At 60.8% G+C, this 20,703-nt stretch carries 22 protein-coding genes; 9 read left to right on the plus strand and 13 right to left on the minus strand.

The window, feature by feature from the left end; genetic code table 11:
* Positions 1-3 precede the first annotated feature (3 nt).
* From rseP to JNO51_RS08485, 9 genes are all read right to left on the minus strand, one after another.
* A complete protein-coding gene (gene rseP / locus JNO51_RS08445; RefSeq protein ID WP_215782569.1) occupies positions 4-1,347 on the minus strand; it encodes an RIP metalloprotease RseP in 1,344 nt (447 codons plus the stop codon).
* A complete protein-coding gene (ispC, locus tag JNO51_RS08450) occupies positions 1,347-2,528 on the minus strand; it encodes a 1-deoxy-D-xylulose-5-phosphate reductoisomerase (protein ID WP_215782570.1) in 1,182 nt (393 codons plus the stop codon). Before ispC ends, rseP begins: the two co-directional genes overlap by 1 nt.
* An 80-nt stretch (positions 2,529-2,608) precedes the next feature.
* The gene (locus JNO51_RS08455; protein ID WP_215782571.1) at positions 2,609-3,415 is read right to left on the minus strand and encodes a phosphatidate cytidylyltransferase; all 807 of its coding nucleotides are present in this window, start codon (positions 3,413-3,415) and stop codon (positions 2,609-2,611) included.
* A 2-nt stretch (positions 3,416-3,417) separates the two neighbouring features.
* Positions 3,418-4,101, minus strand: a complete 684-nt coding sequence (uppS, locus tag JNO51_RS08460) for a polyprenyl diphosphate synthase (RefSeq protein ID WP_252346231.1) — start codon at positions 4,099-4,101, stop codon at positions 3,418-3,420.
* A gap of 75 nt (positions 4,102-4,176) precedes the next feature.
* A complete protein-coding gene (gene frr, locus JNO51_RS08465) occupies positions 4,177-4,734 on the minus strand; it encodes a ribosome recycling factor (RefSeq protein ID WP_215782572.1) in 558 nt (185 codons plus the stop codon).
* Between the two features lie 74 nt (positions 4,735-4,808).
* Positions 4,809-5,534 (minus strand): UMP kinase, encoded by a 726-nt coding sequence (gene pyrH, locus JNO51_RS08470; protein ID WP_215782573.1) that lies wholly within the window; start codon positions 5,532-5,534, stop codon positions 4,809-4,811.
* Between the two features lie 101 nt (positions 5,535-5,635).
* Positions 5,636-6,502, minus strand: coding sequence for a translation elongation factor Ts (tsf, locus tag JNO51_RS08475; RefSeq protein WP_215782574.1), 867 nt, complete (start codon positions 6,500-6,502; stop codon positions 5,636-5,638).
* Between the two features lie 79 nt (positions 6,503-6,581).
* Entirely contained in the window at positions 6,582-7,310 is a 729-nt protein-coding gene (gene rpsB, locus JNO51_RS08480; RefSeq protein WP_215782575.1) for a 30S ribosomal protein S2, read from the minus strand.
* Positions 7,311-7,452: 142 nt separating this feature from the next.
* Positions 7,453-7,638, minus strand: coding sequence for a hypothetical protein (locus JNO51_RS08485; protein WP_215782576.1), 186 nt, complete (start codon positions 7,636-7,638; stop codon positions 7,453-7,455).
* Positions 7,639-7,746: 108 nt separating this feature from the next.
* Between JNO51_RS08485 and JNO51_RS08490 the strand changes: the two genes are divergently transcribed.
* The 4 genes from JNO51_RS08490 (at position 7,747) to JNO51_RS08505 (ending at position 11,972) form a co-directional block, all read left to right on the plus strand.
* Positions 7,747-8,946 carry a cation:proton antiporter gene (locus JNO51_RS08490; RefSeq protein WP_215782577.1) on the plus strand — a complete coding sequence of 400 codons (1,200 nt, stop codon included), beginning with the start codon at positions 7,747-7,749 and terminating at the stop codon, positions 8,944-8,946.
* Between the two features lie 16 nt (positions 8,947-8,962).
* A complete protein-coding gene (locus JNO51_RS08495) occupies positions 8,963-10,078 on the plus strand; it encodes a YbdK family carboxylate-amine ligase (protein WP_215782578.1) in 1,116 nt (371 codons plus the stop codon).
* Between the two features lie 73 nt (positions 10,079-10,151).
* Entirely contained in the window at positions 10,152-10,952 is an 801-nt protein-coding gene (nudC, locus tag JNO51_RS08500; protein WP_215782579.1) for an NAD(+) diphosphatase, read from the plus strand.
* 6 nt (positions 10,953-10,958) lie between these two features.
* Positions 10,959-11,972: an FUSC family protein gene (locus JNO51_RS08505; RefSeq protein WP_215782580.1), complete on the plus strand. Its 1,014-nt coding sequence runs from the start codon at positions 10,959-10,961 to the stop codon at positions 11,970-11,972.
* A 22-nt stretch (positions 11,973-11,994) separates the two neighbouring features.
* Here JNO51_RS08505 and JNO51_RS08510 read toward each other — a convergent pair whose 3' ends face one another.
* Positions 11,995-12,480, minus strand: coding sequence for a YajQ family cyclic di-GMP-binding protein (locus tag JNO51_RS08510; RefSeq protein ID WP_215782581.1), 486 nt, complete (start codon positions 12,478-12,480; stop codon positions 11,995-11,997).
* A gap of 149 nt (positions 12,481-12,629) precedes the next feature.
* On the opposite strand from JNO51_RS08510, the gene JNO51_RS08515 reads away from it, so the two are divergent.
* Complete coding sequence (locus JNO51_RS08515; RefSeq protein WP_215782582.1) at positions 12,630-13,187, plus strand: thymidine kinase; 558 nt, start codon at positions 12,630-12,632, stop codon at positions 13,185-13,187.
* Positions 13,188-13,225: 38 nt separating this feature from the next.
* Here the strand turns inward: JNO51_RS08515 and JNO51_RS08520 are convergent, their stop codons facing one another.
* On the minus strand, positions 13,226-14,605 hold the full coding sequence (locus tag JNO51_RS08520) for a glycoside hydrolase family 55 protein (RefSeq protein ID WP_215782583.1): 1,380 nt from the start codon (positions 14,603-14,605) through the stop codon (positions 13,226-13,228).
* A gap of 133 nt (positions 14,606-14,738) precedes the next feature.
* Entirely contained in the window at positions 14,739-16,253 is a 1,515-nt protein-coding gene (locus JNO51_RS08525; protein ID WP_215782584.1) for a peptide MFS transporter, read from the minus strand.
* Positions 16,254-16,561: 308 nt separating this feature from the next.
* Between JNO51_RS08525 and JNO51_RS08530 the strand changes: the two genes are divergently transcribed.
* A complete protein-coding gene (locus tag JNO51_RS08530) occupies positions 16,562-17,197 on the plus strand; it encodes a LysE family translocator (RefSeq protein ID WP_215782585.1) in 636 nt (211 codons plus the stop codon).
* 14 nt (positions 17,198-17,211) lie between these two features.
* Here the strand turns inward: JNO51_RS08530 and JNO51_RS08535 are convergent, their stop codons facing one another.
* A complete protein-coding gene (locus tag JNO51_RS08535; RefSeq protein ID WP_215782586.1) occupies positions 17,212-17,355 on the minus strand; it encodes a hypothetical protein in 144 nt (47 codons plus the stop codon).
* A 303-nt stretch (positions 17,356-17,658) separates the two neighbouring features.
* Here JNO51_RS08535 and JNO51_RS08540 point away from each other — a divergent pair, with 303 nt between their 5' ends.
* The 3 genes from JNO51_RS08540 to JNO51_RS08550 all read left to right on the plus strand — a co-directional run bounded on the left by JNO51_RS08540 (position 17,659) and on the right by JNO51_RS08550 (position 20,689).
* Positions 17,659-18,237, plus strand: coding sequence for a LexA family transcriptional regulator (locus JNO51_RS08540; protein ID WP_215782587.1), 579 nt, complete (start codon positions 17,659-17,661; stop codon positions 18,235-18,237).
* 46 nt (positions 18,238-18,283) lie between these two features.
* Complete coding sequence (locus JNO51_RS08545) at positions 18,284-18,430, plus strand: hypothetical protein (protein WP_215782588.1); 147 nt, start codon at positions 18,284-18,286, stop codon at positions 18,428-18,430.
* Positions 18,431-18,730: 300 nt separating this feature from the next.
* Complete coding sequence (locus JNO51_RS08550) at positions 18,731-20,689, plus strand: lytic transglycosylase domain-containing protein (protein ID WP_215782589.1); 1,959 nt, start codon at positions 18,731-18,733, stop codon at positions 20,687-20,689.
* Positions 20,690-20,703 lie beyond the last annotated feature (14 nt).

Consider the following 20,703-nt stretch of genomic DNA (forward strand, 5'->3'; position numbering starts at 1 on the left):
TTTTTAACCCCCAAAAAGGCGGCTGATATCGTTTAGCATTGCAAAGGCCATCAGAGCAAACAGCATCGCAAACCCGACACGCTGTCCGAGCAGTTGCACCCGCTCGCTCAATGGCCTCCCCCTGACAAGCTCCGCCGTATAATACATTAAGTGCCCGCCATCCAGAACCGGTATCGGAAGCAAATTAAGTATCCCGATACTGACACTGATCAGCGCCAGAAACTCCAGATAGGCCACCAGCCCTTCGCGGGCGCTCTGGCCGGCAGCACGCGCGATGACCAGCGGGCCGCTCAAGTTATCCACGGAAGCCGTCCCCGCCAGCATGCGCCCCATGAATTTCACGCTCATCCAGCTGGTATCGAACGTTTTGGCCAGTGCGGCGCCGACAGCCTCCCCCCCGGCAAAATGCCGGGTAAACTGCAAGCTTCTGACCCAGCCGGCATCGACACGCGGACTCAGTCCCGCATGGCCGACAAACCCTTCGCCGCTGTCGACAGAGGCAGGGCGCAACACCAGAGTCAGTGGTTTGCCATCCCGCAGCAAACCGACATTCAGTGCCTTGCCCGGATTATCGCGGATGACCGTCACCCACGACTGCCAGTCCGTGAGCGCGCGACCATCGACCGTTTGCAGGACATCCCCGACACGGAAACCGGCGCGCTGCGCCACATCGCCTTCAACGAGGGCGCCGACCACCGGCAGATAACGCGCCGGCAGAATACCGATATCGCCAGACTCGAACGCCGCAGCGAACTGTGCCGCAAAACGGGGTACATCCACCCGGCGTACCGCCTCGCCCTGCCCGGTCTGCACGCGGACATCCAGCGCTGCACTGCGACCAGCCAGTTGATCCAGCAGGGCCAGGCGAGCCCCCTGCCAGTCATCGACGGCCTGATTACCCACCGCCAGCAGGCGATCTCCCGGCACGAAACCGGCACTGGCGGCGGGAGAGCCGTTCACCACCGTCCCCACCCAGGGGTGCAGCTGTACCACGCCATGCACCATGACAGCCCAGTACAGCAGGAAAGCCAGCAGCAGGTTGGCCAGCGGGCCCGCGACCACAATGGCCATTCGCTTCAGGACATGCTGAGCATTGAAACTGTGCGGACGCTCCGCCTCGGTCACCGCCATTTCCCGCTCGTCCAGCATGCGCACATAGCCGCCGAGCGGAATCGGGCAGATCGTCCACTCGGTGTCGAACATGCGCCAGGACAGCAGGGGTTTGCCAAAACCGATGGAGAAACGCAGCACCTTGACGCCAAACAGCTTGGCGACGAGATAGTGGCCAAATTCGTGGAAGGTCACCAGGGCGCCGATGGCAACCAGAAAGGCAATAAATGTAATCATCAAACCCCAATCTGTGACAAAACAAATGCCCGTGTCGCCTGATCCTTGTCGAGCAGCTCGGCAAGGGTATGGCTGGCGGAAAGATCCAGACGGCTCAGCGCGGCATCGACCAGCGCCGGAATATCCACGAAGCGGGCACGCCCGTCGAGGAAGGCGGCCACGGCCACCTCATTGGCGGCATTCAGCACCGCCGGGGCGTCACCGCCGGTTCGCAGGGCCGCAAAAGCCAGCGACAGACAGGGAAAACGCGCCAGGTCGGGCTGCTCGAAGGTCAGCGCCGAGAGCGCACGAAAATCCAGCGGCGGCACCCCGGCATCCATCCGGCCAGGCCAGGCCAGGGCACAGGCGATCGGGGTACGCATGTCGGGCGAACCGAGCTGTGCCATCACCGAGCCATCGCGATACTGCACCATCGAGTGGATCACGCTTTGCGGATGAATGACCACCTCGATGCGATCCACCGGGGCATTAAACAGCCAGTGGGCCTCAATCACCTCAAGCCCCTTGTTCATCAGCGAGGCAGAGTCCACTGATATCTTGCGCCCCATCTCCCAGTTGGGGTGACGGCAGGCGTCCTGCGGGGTGATCTCGGAGAAAGTGGCCGCGTCGCGGGTGCGAAAGGGACCGCCGGAGGCGGTCAAAATGATCTTGCTGACACCGGCCGCATCCAGATCACCGCACCAATGCCCCGGCAACGACTGGAAAATGGCGCTGTGCTCACTATCGACCGGCAGCAATGTGGCGCCACCCGAGGTGACCGCCTGCATGAAAAGGCGACCGGCCACCACCAGGGCTTCCTTGTTGGCCAGCAGCACGCGTTTGCCTGCCTGTGCGGCAGCCAGCGCCGAGGGCAGCCCTGCTGCCCCGACAATCGCCGCCATGACGACATCGACCTCAGGCAGCTGAACCGCATCGACCAGCGCTTGGGCGCCATGGCCAACCTCAATGCCCGGAATACCCTGCTCCTGCAGCAACTGGCGCAGCCGGACGGCACTGGCCTCATCGGCCATGATAGCCAGCCGTGGCAGAAACTGGCGGCACTGCTGCAGCATACGCTCAACCTGCTGGTTGCCGGTCAGCACCACCACCCGGTAGGTTTCAGGGTGGCGAGCCAGCACGTCCAGCGTATTGACGCCAATACTGCCCGTTGCACCAAGTACGGCAATACCTTGAGGTTTCATCTATCGAACTCGGGAATCATCGTAGTACCGCACGCCACGCGTACGGCAAGAAGCGGATCAGGCGGCAGGGCCGCCGACCCTTACCACCCGGCCAGAACCCGCAGGGCGTTACTGACGGCCAGCACGGCCACCAGGCTGTCAATCCGGTCATACACCCCGCCGTGGCCGGGCAACAGCGCACTGCTGTCCTTCATCCCCGCCCCGCGCTTGAACCAGGACTCGAGCAGGTCGCCACACACGCTCACCAGGGTCAGCGGCAGGGCCAGCAGCAGCAGGCCGAGGGACGACAGCGGCAACAACATCCAGCCGGCCTGACCGACCCAGACGGCAAACAGCGCCACAGCGACCAGGGCACCCAGCACCCCTTCCCGGCTCTTGCCGGGACTGATGGCCGGGGCCAGCTTGTGGCGCCCGAAAGCCTTGCCGGCAAAGTAGGCTGCCACGTCAGCCACCCAGACCAGGGCCATGATCGCCAGCAACTGGCGGCCATGCGCCAGATCGGCGACCGCACGCCAGTTCACCATGGCAAACCAGGCGGGGAACATCAGCAGCCAGCCCAGCACACCAGCGGCCAGTCCCTTGGGCAAGGCCCAGCGACGGCGCAACCACAGCGGCACCAGCAACAGCCAGAAGACCAGCACCAGTCCGTGCATGGCGACCGGCATCTCCCAGTGACGCCAGCCAATCAACCCCGCCAGCAGGGCGGAAATGATCAGGTAGAGGGCATTGTCACGCGGGCTGAAACCGGCCATGCGGGCAAATTCCCACAGGGCCAGCCCGCAGACCAGGGCGGAAAAACCCTGCCATTGCAGGGTCGGAAAGCCAAACAGCGCGGCGAGCATCAACGGCAACAGGACCAGGGCTGTGAGGATACGGGTTTTAAGCATGTTCAGCCCCGACGCCGGGCCTCGGGAAGTTGTTCACTGGTCTGACCGAAGCGACGCTCGCGTTCACGATAGGACACAATCGCCCGGTCCAGAGCACCTGCATCGAAGTCAGGCCAGAGTTCATCAGTAAAGTACAGTTCGGCATAGGCCAGTTGCCAGATCAGGAAATTGCTGATCCGCTGCTCGCCGCCCGTACGGATGAACAGGTCGGGCTCCGGCGCGTAAGACATGGCCAGACGCGAGGCCAGCGCCGCTTCGTCAATCTGGGTCACGCCATCGGCCACCAGGGCATTGGCTGCCTGCAGTACATCCCAGCGCCCGCCGTAATCGGCCGCAATGGTCAGCACCAGCCCGGTATTCGCCGCCGTGCGCGTCTCGGCGGCGGCAATGCGTTCAACCAGCGATGGCGCGAAGCGCTCGCGATTGCCGACGACCCGCAGACGTATGTTGTTGTCCTGCAGCCGCTCGACTTCGCTCTCCAGCGCCCGCAGAAACAGCTCCATCAGGAAGGACACTTCATCTTGCGGCCGGCGCCAGTTTTCGGTGGAAAACGCGAACAGCGTCAGGTATTCGACACCCAGCTTGCGGCAGGCGGTGACGATGTTGCGTGCGGCATCCAGGCCTCGCTTGTGGCCCGCCACGCGCGGCAGCAGGCGCTTCTTGGCCCAGCGCCCATTGCCATCCATGATGATGGCAATGTGACGCGGCACCACCGGGGCATCCGGCACCACCTGGGTCGAACTTCCAAACAGGGCCACGCTTTATACCGCCATCAGCTCGGATTCCTTGACCGACAGGGCCTTGTCGATCTCGGCCACATACTTGTCAGTGAGCTTCTGGATGTCATCCTGGCCACGGCGCTCGTCATCTTCGGTGATGTCCTTGTCCTTGAGCAGGGTCTTGAATTCGTTATTGGCATCGCGACGCACGTTGCGCACGGCAACGCGGGCATTCTCCGCCTCGGCGCGCACGACCTTGATCAGATCGCGGCGGCGTTCTTCGGTCAGCATCGGCATCGGCACGCGGATGATCTCGCCCATGGCCGCCGGGTTCAGGCCCAGATCGGAATCACGGATGGCCTTCTCCACCTTGGCCAGCATGGGCTTTTCCCACGGCTGCACGCCAATGGTGCGGGCATCGATCAGGGTGACGCTGGCAACCTGGTTGATCGGGGTGTCGTTACCGTAATAATCCACCATGATGTGATCAAGAATGCCGGTATGCGCACGGCCGGTACGCACTTTGGCCAGATCGTGTTTGAAGGCTTCCAGAGACTTCTGCATCTTCTGCTCGGCCGATTTCTTGACTTCGTTAATCATGCTGACTCCAACAGTGAAACTGGGAAAAACAAAGCGGAAGCGGCAGAGCGCCGATTCCGCCCGATCATCATTATTCAAGCTTGGCAGTGTACCAGCGTGCCTTCATCTTCGCCAAGCACGACACGCTTCAGCGCACCATCCTTAAAGATGCTGAATACCTTGATATCCAGGTGCTGATCACGGCACAGCGCAAACGCCGTGGCGTCCATGACCTTCAGATTGCGCGAAATGGCTTCATCGAAGGTCAGCGAGGCATAACGGGTCGCCGCCGGATCCTTCTTGGGGTCGGCCGTATAGACACCATCCACCTTGGTGGCCTTCAGCATGATGTCGACATTCATTTCCATGCCGCGCAGTGCTGCCGCCGTGTCGGTAGTAAAGAAAGGATTACCGGTACCGGCAGCAAAAATCACGATCTTGCCCTCTTCCAGATACTGCATCGCCTTGCCGCGCACATACGGTTCGGCAATCTGCTGCATGGTCAGCGCGGACTGCACGCGCGCCACCAGACCTACGCGCGTCATGGCATCCTTCAGTGCCAGGGCATTCATGACCGTGGCCATCATGCCCATATAATCCGCCGTGGCACGATCCATGCCGGCGGCTGCCGGCGCCACGCCACGGAAGATATTGCCGCCACCGATCACAATGCCGATCTGCACGCCCAGCTCGGCCACCTCCTTGATTTGCTGCACGATCTGCTCGATCGTGGGCCGGTTGATGCCATAGCTGTCATCGCCCATCAGGGCTTCACCGGATAATTTCAACAGAATGCGTTTGAAGGCGGGAACTTGGCTCATTGCGGAGACCTCGGTAGTGATTTTTGTTAAACAGGCTTCGCCTGACAAAACGGCACCCTGAAGCAGGGTGCCGTCGTTGTGCCAACTACGAAATGCGAAAATCAGATCTTGGCAGCGGCGGCCACTTCGGCAGCGTAGTCCACAACCTTCTTCTCGATGCCTTCGCCGACCACGAACATGGCGAACGCCTTGACGCTGGCGCTCTTTTCAGCGAGCAGCTTCTCGACGGTCTGATCCGGGTTCTTGACGAACGGCTGACCCAGCAGGGTCACTTCAGCCAGATACTTGGTCACACGGCCTTCAACCATCTTGGCCACGATATCGGCCGGCTTGCCGCTTTGGGCTGCCTGCTCGGTATAGATGCGACGTTCGGTTTCCAGGGTCTCGGCCGGAACCTGATCCTTGGAAACGCAGATCGGCTTGGAGGCAGCAACATGCATGGCGATGTCGCGACCCAGCTGGTCTTCACCAACGAAGTCAACGATCACGCCGATCTTGCTGCCGTGCAGGTAGGTAGCGATCTTGCCGGCGGTTTCGTAGCGAACGAAACGGCGAACCGACATGTTCTCGCCCAGCTTGGCGATAGCCGCCTTGCGGATTTCTTCAACCGACTGGCCACCGACAACCACGGCGCCCAGCGCTTCGACGTCAGCCGGATTGGCCTTGACGACCGCTTCGGCAGCAGCCTTGGCAAACGCCAGGAAGGTTTCATCCTTGGCCACGAAGTCGGTTTCGCAGTTGACTTCAACCATGGCACCAACGGTGCCTTCGGTGAAGGTGGAGATCACACCTTCGGCAGCAGTACGGCCAGCCAGCTTGGCAGCCTTGCCGCCGGACTTGATGCGCAGGATTTCTTCGGCGCGCTTCAGGTCGCCCTCGGCTTCAACCAGTGCCTTTTTGCATTCCATCATACCCATGCCGGTCGAGGCGCGGAGGTCGGCGACCATCTTTGCGGTAATTTCCGCCATGCTAGAAACTCCTTAAAATTTTCCGTTACGTGAAGCTCAGGCCAAAAAAAGGGGCTGGCGCCCCTTTCATGCCTCGACCTTACTCGGCCGCTGCCGGTTCGGCAGCAACGATTTCCTGGATCGACTGGGCACGGCCTTCCAGCACGGCGTCAGCGATACCACGAGCGTACAGGCGGATAGCGCGACTGGAGTCATCGTTACCCGGCACGACATAGTCGATGCCTTCCGGCGAGTTGTTGGTATCAACAACGCCAATGACCGGGATACCCAGCTTCTTGGCTTCGACGATGGCGCCCTTCTGATAACCGGTGTCGATCACGAAGATCGCGTCCGGCAGGCCCTTCATGTCCTTGATACCGCCGAGCGAACGCTCCAGCTTGGCCACTTCGCGCTCCAGATCCAACAGTTCCTTCTTGTTGTAACCGGTTTCGCCAGCGCCTTCGAGTACGGCGCGCTTGTCTTCCAGTCGCTTGATGGACTGCTTGACGGTCTTGTAGTTGGTCAGCATGCCGCCGAGCCAGCGATGGTCGACGAACGGCATACCGCAACGGGTTGCTTCTTCACGGACGATCTCACGCGCCTGACGCTTGGTGCCTACGAACAGGACAGTACCCTTGTTGCCGGCCAGACGACGCACATATTCCTGGGCTTCCACGAACATCGGAAGGGTCTTTTCCAGGTTGATGATGTGAATCTTGTTGCGGCTGCCAAAGATGAACTGCGACATCTTCGGGTTCCAGAAACGGGTCTGGTGGCCGAAGTGAACGCCGGCTTCCAGCATTTGACGCATGGTAACGTTGGTGGACATACAAAAACTCCTTAAAGGGTTAGGCCTCCATCCGCGCAGACAACCCCTGCATCATGCAGCAGGCACCCTTTGGCGCGGATGTGCGTTATTTTCCCCCGAAAAATGGGGGACGCGGGATTTTATCACCCCGCATAAGACAAACTCAAGCTTTTACCCGTTTTTCCAGACGGGCCAGACGCATTCTGCGCCGACGCCGCAACACCCACCCCATGCCCAGCACCGGCAGCACCCCCAGAAAAAACAACACCGACACCGTCGCCACCATCGTGGTTTGCGCAACGGCGAAAATCACGATCACATACAGCCAGGCCAACAAAACAACGACCATTTCACCCCCGAAAAAAGCCCGTCCGCCTGAAACTATAAAACATTTGCATGAACTTAGCGGACTGCATATCTGTCCCTATAGTTTACGCCACAACAACGAGAGGAACGCATGACCATCAACGTCGCCTCGCTCACCCTGCTCAATCCGCTGACCGCCCTGGGCATCATCCTGGCGCTCGGCATCCTGGGCGGACAACTCGCCCGCAAAAGCAGCACCATCCCGACCGTCACCGGTTACATTGTCACCGGACTGATCATCGGCCCGCACGGGCTGGGCCTGATCAGCCAGCCCCTGATCGATGCCTCCGACCTGTTCGCCCAGCTGGCCCTCGGCATTGCACTGTTCGAACTCGGCCGGCGCATCGACCTGCACTGGCTGCGCCGCGAACGCATTCTGCTGCTGACTGCCCTGGGCAGCGCCGCCATCAGCTTCACCACCCTGCTGCTGGTCACCCCCGCCTTTGGCATGAGCCTCAGCGGCGCGGCACTGCTGGCCGCCCTGGCACTATCCTGCTCACCGGCCATCCTGCTGGAAGTCCTGCGCGAAAGCCGCGCCGAGGGCCAGGTCAGCGAGCGCCTGGTGGCCTGCGCCGGCATCGGCAATCTGCTGGCACTCACCGGCTACGGTCTGGTACTCGCCTGGGGACGCCAGGTCAGCGGACAAGCTGTCGAACAATGGTTGCTTCAGCCCGGCTGGCTGTTACTCGGCTCGGCCGCCATCGGCCTTGCCAGCGGCCTGGCGGCGATTCACCTCAACCGCTGGATCGGCGCCCAGTTCCGCGAAGCCCAGGAGGTGCTGCTGTTTGCACTCATCGCCCTGACCGTCGGCCTGTCGAGCGCCCTGCAGCTGCTGCCGGCACTGGCCCTGCTGATCTTCGGCCTCTCGACGCGCAATCTGCCGCATGGCTATGCCGTCGGCAGCCCCTGGGTCGTACGTCACAGCGTGGTGTTCTTTGCCGCACTGTTCGTCATCGCCGGCACCCGCCTCGATCTGCGCGTACTGAGCGAGCTATGGCCACTGGCGCTGCTGCTGGTCGCCCTGCGCAGCGGCGTACAGGTCGCGGTCGGCAGCCTGATGGCACACGCCAACGGACTGAGCCGCCGTCGCGGCGCCCTGATGGGCCTGGCGCTGATGCCGATGTCCGGCACCGCCAACCTGGCCCTGCTGTCTGCCAGCACCCTGCTGCCGCCCGGCGTCGGCACCATCCTGCCCCTCATCGTCGCCATGCTCTGCTTCACCGAACTGGCCGGCCCGCCCCTGACACAGCTGGCCCTGCGCCTCGCCGGCGAAACCAGCCAAACCCACTGAACCTGAGGAGACGCCCATGCTCGAATTCAAACCCAGCCAGCCCCTCACCCTCGGCGTGGAACTGGAACTGATGATCGTCAACCGCCGCGACTACAATCTGACGCGCGGCTCGGACGACCTGCTGACACTGCTGGACCGCCAGGCCCATGGCTACGACATCAAGCCGGAAATCACCCAGGGCATGATCGAAATCGCCACCGGCGTACATGAAGACCTGGGCAGCATGCGCCAAGAGCTGCACGCCATCCGCGAGCTCCTCAACCAGAGCGCCGAAAAGCTCAACCTCGGCCTGGCCGGGGGCGGCGCCCACCCCTTCCAGCGCTGGGGCGAGCAACGCATCTACCCCAAGGAACGCTACCAACTGGTATCCGAACTCTACGGCTACCTGGCCAAGCAGTTCACCGTCTTTGGCCAGCACATCCACGTCGGCTGCCCGGATGGCGACAGCGCCGTGCGGCTGACACACTTTTTGTCGCGCTACATCCCGCACTTCATCGCCCTGTCAGCCTCCTCGCCGTTCTATCAGGGCGCAGACACCCTGTTCCAGACGTCGCGCCTGTCCAGCGTCAACGCCTTTCCATTGTCCGGCTGCATGCCGCCGGTACAGAACTGGGACAGCTTCAATCACTATTTCGGCCAAATGCATGGCCTGGGCATCGTCGCCAGCATGAAAGACTTTTACTGGGATATTCGTCCCAAGCCGGAATTCGGCACCGTGGAAATCCGCATCTGCGACACGCCGCTGACGCTGGGGCTCGCCCCGCTGCTGGCCGGCTATGCCCGCATGCTGGCCCATCACTGCCTGGAGACCAACTGGAATGCGATCGACAGTGCGCTGTACCTGCCTTACACCTACAACCGCTTCCAGGCCTGCCGTTTCGGTCTGGACGGCGACATCATCCCCGGCGGCGGGCAGCAGCGCCTGAGTCTGCTGGAGGACATGCTCGGCACCTTCGATCGCCTGAGCGACAGTGCGCAGGCACTCGGCCTGGAGGACTGCCGCCTGCAACTGCGCGAGCGCGTCGCCCGGCGCCAGAGCGACAGCGACTGGCTGCGCACCCGCTTCAACCTCAGCGGCTCACTGTCCGACACGGTGCGCCATCAAAGCGAGCGCTGGATGTATGACGCCTGAGCATGGCGGCTTTTGATCCGCCAACCCGGGCTTGTTAGAATCAGCGCTTGATAAACAGATCGGGAATAGTCTGGTGAGCGCAAGCAACGGAGAACAACAAGCAGAAAACCACCCGGCACGCTGGTTCATCTGGCACGAAGGCCAGGTCCTGCTGCTGCAGGACCGCCTGCCCGACAGCGACCTCGGACTCTCTCTGACCGGCAGGCGCCACATCGGCACAGCAGACGGCCACGACTGCTACAGCGCCGAACTGGTCGGCCCGCCGCCCGCCGGCAGCCGCTGGACCGCTCTGCGCCCCCTGCTGGCCGAAGCCGACGAACCAATGCGTCAGGCGCTGGCGCGCGCGCGCCAGCTGCTGACCTTCGAGCGCGAACACCGCTTCTGCGGCCACTGCGCCGGCCCCCTGCTGCAAAACAGCCACGACAGCGGCAAGCGTTGTCCTGCCTGCAATGCCCATTACTACCCCCGGCTGGCCCCGGCCATGATGGTGGCGATCACCCGGGGACGCCAGATCCTGCTGGCGCGCGCCCCGCATTTTGCCGAAGGGGTCTACAGTGCGCTGGCAGGCTTCGTCGAGCCCGGCGAAACGCTGGAGCAGTGCGTACACCGCGAGACCTTCGAAGAGGTCGGCGTGCGCATTCACAATCTGCGCTACGTCGCTTCACAGTCCTGGCCCTTCCCGCACTCGCTGATGCTGGCCTTTGTCGCCGACTACCTGGACGGCGACATCGTGCCGCAGGCCGGCGAAATCGAAGACGCGCAATGGTTTGACGTCGACCAGCTGCCGACGCTGCCATTTCGCGCCAGCATCGCCTGGTCGCTACTGCAGCACGTCATCCGGGAAATCCGGCAACAGCAGGCACAACCGGACTGATCGCGCATGGACCTTCGCCGCCAACTCAACCACTGGCTACACCCGCGCTTCCGCTACCACCAGCTGGCGGTGATTCATGGCCTGCGCCTGGCCCTGGCCTTCCTCACCGCCAGACTGATCGGCGAGCTCCTCAATGAGCCCCACGCGGTCTGGATGACGGTGACGGTCGCCGTCGTCATGGGCAGCCTGCCCCATACCGGCAGCATCGTGGAAAAAGGCAAACAAAGACTGATCGGCACCACGCTGGGAGCGCTGGGCGGCTTTCTGGTGATCTTCCTGACCCACAACTTCCCCCCGCTGGCCTCGCTGGCGATTCTGGCCATCATCGGCTACGGCGGCTTCTGGGCGGTGCGCGGCGGTGGCTACATCGCCCTGCTCACCTGTATCACCCTGGCCATCGTCTCGACCAACAGCAGCTTCGACGTCGGCCTGTGGCGGATGGTCAATGTCTATGCCGGTGTAGTGCTGGCCATCGCATTCGGCATGCTCTTCCCGGAGCGCGCACGAGACCACTGGAGCTTCATGCTGGAAGAAAGCCTGGAGGGGATCAGCTGGTTGTATCGGGAAATGAATGCCAGCGGCGAATACAACAGCACGCTGGCGGAGGGCCTGGCCAGCCGGCACACCAAGATGCGCGAGCTGATTGCCGCCGTGGCTCGCGAAACCCGGCTTGGCAACAAGGCGTTGAAAGCCATCCTCAGTCAGCTGCACCATGCGCGCATCACGATCGAATTCCTCGCCAGCGAGGCCAGCGACCCGCAGCGCACGCCCGACAGCTCGGTAGAATCGGGGCACGACCGGGTGGTTGCCGCCCTGCAGCGGCTGGCACAGCAATTTGACATTCCGGCTGGCGACTTTCCGCCGCCAGCCATCCCCCCCAGCCCGCAGCAAGCCTGGCTGAACCTTACCCTGGCACGCCATCTGGAGGCGCTGGCGGAGACGCTGGACGACGCCCTGCCCAAGCTGCGCGGCGAAGGCAACGGCCTGCCGTTCGCCACGCCGCGCCTGCCTGGACAATGACCACCGGGGTCAGACCGGTGATTTAATCGCGGAAATTATTGAACTGAATCGGGAAGTCGGTAATTTCCTTGCGCATCAGCGCAATGCATTCCTGCAGAATGTCGCGCTTGGCGCCGCTGACCCGTACGGCCTCACCCTGGATACTGGCCTGCACCTTGAGCTTCGAGTCCTTGATCAGGCGGACGATCTTCTTCGACAGCTCGGTCTCGATCCCTTCGCGAACCGTGATCGCCTGCTTCACCTTGTTACCACTGACCTTTTCCAGCTTGCCATGATCCAGGCAGCGCACATCCACCCCGCGCTTGGCCAGCTTGCCAAGCAGGATGTCCTTGACCTGATCCAGCTGAAACTCGGCATCGGCAAACAAGGTCAGCACCTTGTCACTGGCCTCGATACGCGCATCGCTGCCTTTGAAATCATAACGCGTGGAGACTTCCTTGTTGGCCTGGTCCACCGCATTGCGCACTTCCACCTGATTGACTTCAGAAACGATATCGAATGACGGCATGATACTCACTTGTCAGTTAGCACTAAACCGCCAAATTTTAGAGACCAAGGGGCCTGCTGTCACCCGACACATCAATAAAAATCGATTGGAATAGACCAATCTCATTTGATAATATCTCGCCCCAGCTGAACTTCCCGGACCCACGCATCATGGCCAAGCTTTTTTTCCGCTACGCGGCAATGAACAGCGGCAAAAGCACCCTGCTACTGCAAATCGCCAATAATTACGAAAGTCTGGGGATGAGCGTCACCCTGTACACAGCGGCCATCGATGACCGCTATGGCAGCGGCAAGATCACCTCGCGGCTCGACATTCAGCGCGACGCCCTGACCTTCGACGATCAACTGGACTTCTTTGCCCTGCCGCTGACGCAAACCGCCTGCCTGCTGATTGACGAGGCGCAGTTTCTGACCCCGCAGCAAGTCACCCAACTGCACCGTCTGGCCCACCTGCGCAATATCCCGGTGATCTGCTTCGGCCTGCGCTCGGACTTTCAGGGCCAACCCTTCCCCGGCTCGGCCCACCTGCTGACCCTCGCTGAGGACCTGGAGGAAATCCGCACCATCTGCCTGTGCGGCCGCAAGGCCACCATGCATCTGCGGGTCGACAGCCAGGGCAAACGCATTGTCGATGGGCCGCAAATCGAAATCGGCAGCGAGGCGCGTTACCGCTCTGTCTGCGCCAAGTGCTTCTATAAAGCGCAATAAGCAGACGCCGTGCAGTGCTCGGCGCCTGCCGGCCCGGCTCACGCACCAGGCTGAATCGGCTGCATGGTCAAGTACACACGCTTGCTCTCGGGCAAGCGTGCCACCAACTGATCCAGTGGCATATCGGTAAAGTCACATTCCGGCACCGCCAATCCGTCAGCAAAATGGTTGCTGGCAAAATTCGCCAAGAACTCACCGCCAATATTTCTATTGGTGGTGCTCACCCGACAACGGTGGTCATCCATGGCATCAAACAGGTTGTCAAACACCAGAAAATCCTTCACCTCGATATGCTTGTCTGCCGTATCAGTAAAATTCTGCCAGTAACCAATGCCACCGCGCTCGATCTGATTATTAAAGAAATAGCTGTCATCCATCAGCATGGTGGCACTATTGTCGTAACTGCGCGCCACCACTGAAATGTGATCGAGGTAATTGGCGGCAAAAGTCAGGCCCTGAGCATTGCGAAATTTCAAGCCGCCCGACTCATCATCCGGCCAGCCGGCAAAGTAATTCTGATAAACATCTACATTGTTGTACTGCTTGATATAGACGTTATGGTCACGACCAAGCTCGTACTTGCCAGTAAGCGGATTGAGCAGCAAGGGTAAATCATTGCCGGCAAAGAAGTTGCGGCGGAAGGTGGAATTGCTCAAACCATCCGTGGCATACCAGCCATTGATGAAGTTGCCTTGATCCGGCAGCATGACCAGCCCGCCGGCTCGGGCCGACGCCTGTATCCGGGTGATCAGGGCATCCGTCTCGCTGTCCAGATAAGCGGCAGCCTTCGCCTGATTGGCGGCATCGCCAAGATAATTACCCTCGATCAGGGTGGACACATTGCGATAAGTACTCAGGGCGCTGCCGGGGTGTGCACTGTCCCGCATAAAGACGTTGCCAATCACCTGATAGGGCACATGGGCAACGGATAACTGCTCGGCGCCGACCGTATTGAGGAACGCGTCATGGCTGATCGCAATCCGCGCCTTGCGGTTACCATAAAAATCCACCACGACATTATCAAAGACCATGTCGCGGATCGTCAGATCCGTCACGGGGACGGAGTAGTTTTGCTCCCCTACCTTGGGAGAGCGTTCAGTGCTGACACTGCGAAAAATGGTCAATCCCGCTTCTGAGCCGACCATGCTCATATAAGACCCAAGGACCAAATCGCCTTCAATGCGATATACCCCGCTCGGGAAATACACGCCTTCATGCTGACTGGCAGCTGTGGTGAGCGCGGCCATGATCTTTTCACGCTGATCCTCATCCGCATTCGCCACCACGCCCAGATCCAGCGCACAGCGCAAGGCGCCCCTGTCCACAGGCATCGTCTCCGAACCACACTGGGCTGCCCATACCTCTTGCAGATTCAGCACCCCACCTAATAAACAAGCAACCAGCCACCATTTACGCATTACACATCATCCGGATAAAACCCGGAATGTATCGCACCACACCCAGAGCGCTCTTCGGGCGTAGTCTTAAAATGACAGACAAAAAAAATGCCCCTTCAGAAAGGGGCATTGGATTTGATACGGGCAAAGAACGTCAGGCACGCTGCTCCGCCAGCGCCGCATCATCGTCGGCCGCAGCGACCGGCTGCGCTTCATTGATCAGACGACGCAGGAAAGGAATCAGCAGCAACAGCAGCACACCGGTCACCACCGAGCCCCAGCCCAGCTGGCTGAACACTGAACTGAAGCCAGGATTGGTCGCCACCGGCGTCGAGCCGATATTCTGCGGCATCATGCCGGAAATGTAGCTGGCCAGAACCGAAGCCACCCCGGTCACCATCATCCAGCAGCCCATCATCACCCCCTGATAGCGCGACGGGGCCAGCTTGCCGATCATGGCGTAGCCGATCGGCGAAATCAGCAGTTCGCCGATGCTTTGCAGCAGATAGCTCAGGGCAATCCACTTGAAGGCCACCAGACCATCTGCGCCGGCCAGCGAAATCCCGATCGGCAGCACCAGCATACCCAGCCCCATGCAGAACAGCGAGGCGGCAAACTGCAGCGGAATATCGATCTTGCTGCCACGCTGGCGCATGCGATTGAACAACCAGGCCATCAGCGGGCCACCGACCACAATCACCAGCGTATTGATGTTCTGGATCCATTGCGGTGCAACCTGAATCCCCCAGACATTGAGATTGATATTGTGTTCGGAGAACAGCATCAACCCCATGGGCGCCAACTGATACAGCGACCAGAACACCAGAGAGCCCAGCGCCAGGATCAGATAGGCCGCCATGCGCTTCTTTTCACCACGATGCGGGTGACGCAGGGTCAGCATCGACAGCCAGGCCAGCACCACCAGGCCCAGGACAATCACCGAAGAGTTGGTCAGCTCGGTATGTGTCAGCAGAATGCGGATGACCGGCACCAGCAGCACCAGCACCGCCAGGCCCGCGGCCATGCGCAGGAAGAAAGGTCGTCCGCTGGCCAGCTTCAGCGGTGTGCTGATATCCGCCAGGATGCGCCAGCACAGCAGGGAAATCACAATCGCCAGCACATTGCCGATCGTGGCAAACAGGAACAGCGAGTGATAGTCACCCGACAGCTGGTAGTAGCCCGCAACGGTAAAACCAAGGAAAAACCCCAGATTCATGCCAGCGTAATTCCACAGAAACGCGCTTTCGCGGCGCTCGTCATCGGGAGAAAAACGCTGGGTCAGCATCATGTTCAGGCAGGTCACGTTCAAACCACTGCCGGTCAGGAACATGGCCAGCCCCCAGTACAGGCCGGGCACCCCCATTTCGGCAATCAGATAGCAGCCAAAGACCTGCAACACCATGCCGAGAACAAACAAATTTCGGTTACTGAGAAAGCGACCGCCAAGATACCCGCCAAACATGTGCAAGCCGTAATTGAAAGCCCCGAAGACCCCCATCATGGCATTGGCTTTATCCTCGCTGAAACCCAGCCGCTTGGTGGCATAAAGCACCAGGGTCGAATACAACACGGCAAAACCCAGCGTGGCAAACATCTGGATGAAAAACAGCGCGACCGAACCACCGCTGGCGGTTCCGGCAGGCGACGGACTCTGTTGGGAAGGGCTCAAGATATCACCTATATGTTCTTGATTGACACACACTCACGAGGCGTAAAACCAGGATTTGAGCGACCGTGGAAATTTGAATATGGATCAGCATCCTGCAATGAGGCTTGCATAGAAATATCAAACTACGGAATTTTATGCCATACATTTTACAAAAAATGGCTAGGAAGAATCTCATTCCTTCCAAGTATTGACATTATTCTCATTTATCATGGCATGAAAAAACAATTACTTATCGCGCATCTCCCCCCTCACGCACTGGACACGCCGGAGGCAACACGTACACTGCTGCGTGAACAAAGGAGACCCGCATGCCCCTGACCCCCGAACAAGTCGCCACGTTTCTGGCTGCCGCCATCCTGATCACGCTGGCTCCCGGCCCTGACAATCTCATGGTACTGAGCACCGGGATCAGCAATGGTCGCAAGCCCGGCATGCTGTTCGGGCTCGGATGCGCACTGGGCTGCATCAATCACACCATCCTGGCCGCACTGGGCGTCAGTGCCCTGATTGCCGCCAGCCCGACAGCTTTCACCCTGCTGCGCCTGAGCGGCGGCGCCTACCTGATCTACCTGGGCATCCAGGCGCTGAGAAGCGGCGGAACGCGCTTTGAAAGCGGCCAGCCAACGGCATCACAGCCCTGGCGCCGCTACCTGCTGCGCGGCATCCTGGCCTCTGCCATCAACCCCAAAGTTGTGCTGTTCTTCCTGGCCTTCCTGCCGCAGTTCGTCGTCACCCGCCACGGACAGGTCAGCCTGCAGATCACCCTGCTCGGTCTACTGTTCACGCTGCAGGGCGGGCTGCTGTTTGCTTTGCTGGGGTATTTTTCCGGCGCAGTCGGTCAATGGCTCAAGCGACGGCCGCAGACGGGCCAATGGCTGGACCGTCTGGCCGGTAGTGTATTCGTACTGCTGGGAATCAAACTGGCGCTGACGCAGAGCCGCTGAGGACGTGCGCCGGATCAGGCCTTGGGCTTTTCCAGATCCATCAGCTTGCGCGCCACGCGCAGGTGAATCAGGCGCACCGCACCATCCATGGCCTCCCGCACCTCGGCACTCATGACGGCATAGCTGAGCGCATGGCCGCAGCCACGACAAAGCATCATATCTTCATCTTGCGGGAACTCGGGCCCCTCAATGTCCAGAGAGCAACATTTGGGACAGATCAGCAAGGGAGCCGGGTCGGACATGGAAGGCTTTCAGCAGCAAGGGGAACGATTCGGATTTTAGGCGGAACCAGCACCGTGTCAACCGCCTCGACACGGAAAGGCTGACGCCAGTCAAGACAACCCATTGTAATCGTTTCGTTTTTTCATTCTGTTGCAGCAACACATCACTCCCCGCCCAACAAACTTGCCTCACCGGATGATTATGTACATAATCAAAAAAAACGCTGAAGGAGCAGTCAGATGACACAAGGCGGAAAACGCGAGGGAGCAGGACGCAAACCCCGCTTTGGCGCGGACAAGACGGTTGCCATGCGGGTGCCTGAGCCCCTCAAGCCCCTGCTGGACCAGTGGCTGAGCGATTATCGCGCACTGCGGACGCTGCAACGTAGCCAGGCGGAAGATTTTCGCACGCTCGGGCAAAGCCTGACGGCACTGTCCCTGCCGATGTTTGCCAGCCGCGTGCCAGCCGGCGCCCCCGTACCCGCAGATGATCTGCGCGAGGCCGACATCGACCTCAATACGCTGCTGGTCCGGCGCCCGGACACGACCTTCATGGTCACGGTCAAGGGAGAGTCCATGCGTGACGCCGCCATCCTGGATGGTGACATGCTACTGGTCGACAGCTCGATCGAGCCGCGCCATGGCAAGATCGTCGTCGCCGTCATCAATGGCGAGCTGACGGTCAAAAGACTGGAAAAAACCGCACAGGGCATCCGCCTGATGCCGGAAAACCCGGATTTTTCCCCCATTGAAGTGCCCGAAGATGCCAGCTTTTTCATCTGGGGCGTGGTGACCCGAGTCATCCACCAGGTGGATTAATCGTCAACGGACCGAGCCACCCGGCTCACCCGAACTGGAGCGCAACATGAACGTCAACGATCAACTCATCAAGATCAAATTCATGGACTGGCGTCGCCTGCCGCGCGCCTTCCGCAGCGTGGTCGCGGGCCAGCCGCAGGTACTGGTTTCGCGCACAGGAAAAAGCTTCTTCGTCCCGGTCGAATTCGTCTGACCCCTCCCGCGTGCGGTCATGTCCCTGCGGCATACCGCACAGCGGAAGACCGCCATGACTCGCTGTCCGCCCCCGCCAAGCCATAGTAATTTTCAATAACAACCCCATTCCGGCTGCCAAGCTGCACTGCAGCAAGTAAAATCCTATGGAATTTGCTCGATACCCGGCTGTCTAGCCATAAAAACCGGTCCTTCAGGACGCCATCGGCAAAATCCGGTTTTATCCCTTCTGCGGGATATTTGCCCTGAGCGACCGGCCACATGACAACCGGCAGACTGCGCCACCCATATGGATATTCGCATGACCGTCATCTCTCGTACCTTGCGCCAGGCCTTGCTGGCCGCCCTCCTCACCATGCCGGCCCTCAGCCAGGCCTCCACACAGAGCGACCTGATCGGCGCGCTGGATGCCTACCGGGCCAACGACCTGAGCCGCCTGCAACAATACGCCACCAGCATGGGGAACGACCCTCTGGCCATTTACCCAGCCTATTGGATCACCCTCAAGGCACTGGACAAAGACGACGACGATCAGATCAAGCGCTTTCTCGACCAGAATGGTCCGGGCATCCTGACGGAAAAAGTCCGCCGCGAGTGGTTGAAAAAACTCGGCCAGCGCGGCAACTGGGCGTTGTTTGCCAGCCAGTGGAGCAAGCTGCCGCCCGAAGGACGTGACGAGGAAACCCAGTGTTATGGCGATTTGCTGACGCTGCGCCAGGGCACGGCCCCCGCCAATCTGGACCGCTTCCTGGATGGCCGCCCCGCCCCGGAAGGCTGCACGACCCTGATCAACGCCGCAGCACAGCGCGGCCTGCTCAGCCAGGACTGGCTGTGGAAACGCCTGCGCCGACTGTTGACCGGCAATTACCTTACCCAGGCGCGTCAGCTGGCCGACAACAACAATCTGCCCTTCAATGCCACCCTGATCAACAGCCCGGGCAAGGTTGACCTCTCGACCAGACAGGGGCAGGAGATCATGCTGCTGTCGATCGAAAACAAGGCCCGCAACAACCCGCAGGATGCCGCCAGAGCGCTGAGCGCCGTTGAGGACAGCATCGGCAAATCGGCTGCCGGCTATGGCTGGGGCCAACTGGCGCTGCTGGCAGCCCGCAAGCTGCAGATGGACGACGCCCTGAACTGGTATGCCCGCGCAGATAGGCAGCAACTGAACAACGACCAATGGGAGTGGTGGGCCCGTGCCGCCCTGCGCCAGGGGCAGTGGGATCTCCTGCAAAATGTCATTCAGTCGATGCCGCCCGCGCTGAGCGCCAAACCAGCCTGGCAATACTGGCTGGCCCGCGCCCTGCGCACCCGCAATCAGCAAGGAGAGGCCAACGCCCTGCTGGCCCGTGCCAGCAACGATCGCGGCTATTACGGCCTGCTGGCTCAGGAAGAGCTTGGCAACAGCCTGAAGGCGCTGCCCGACCGCAGCACCCCCGGCGAGCAGGACAGTGCCCTGATGCGCCGCGATCCGGCCATCATCCGCGCCCTGGCCCTGTACGACATCGCCGAAAATGCCCGGCGCCCTGATCTGCGCAGCGAGGCCCAGAACGAGTGGCGCTGGGCCATGCGCGGCCGCAGCGACATGCAGCTGCTGGCCGCCTCCGAAATTGCCCGCAAAGTGGGTTTTTACGACATGGCCATCTACAGCGCGGAGCGGACCCAGACCCAGCATGACTTTTCCCTGCGCTATCTGACCCCCTTCAAGGAGATCACCCAGCGCTACGCCAAACAGATCGGCATCGATGATGCCTGGGTCTACGGTCTGATCCGCCAGGAAAGCCGCTTCATCACCATGGCCCGATCCGGCCCCGGCGCCACCGGGCTGATGCAGCTGATGCCGGCGACGGCACGCTGGGTTGCCAAGAAAATGGGCCTTTCCAACCAGCTGGCCATCAACGATATTGAAACCAATATCCAGCTTGGCACCTGGTACCTGAAATACGTACTGACCTCACTGTCCGGCAATCCGGTCCTGGCGACCGCCGGCTATAACGCCGGCCCGAACCGCGCCCGCGCCTGGCAGGCCAGCACGCCGATGGATGGCACCATCTATGCCGAGACCATTCCTTTCAGCGAAACGCGTGACTATGTGCAAAAAGTCATGGCCAACGCGGCTTACTACGGCAGCGCAATGAACAATGCAAACATCACGCTGAAAACCCGCATGGGCACCATCCCGGCCCGCGGCCAGTCCGGCAACGGCAGCGCCGACCAGAGCCCGGCTCAGGCCAGCCCGTCCCCGGAACTGACGCCATGAGGTTCCCGGCCCCG

Source organism: Paludibacterium sp. B53371, from assembly GCF_018802765.1.
GTDB lineage: Bacteria > Pseudomonadota > Gammaproteobacteria > Burkholderiales > Chromobacteriaceae > Paludibacterium.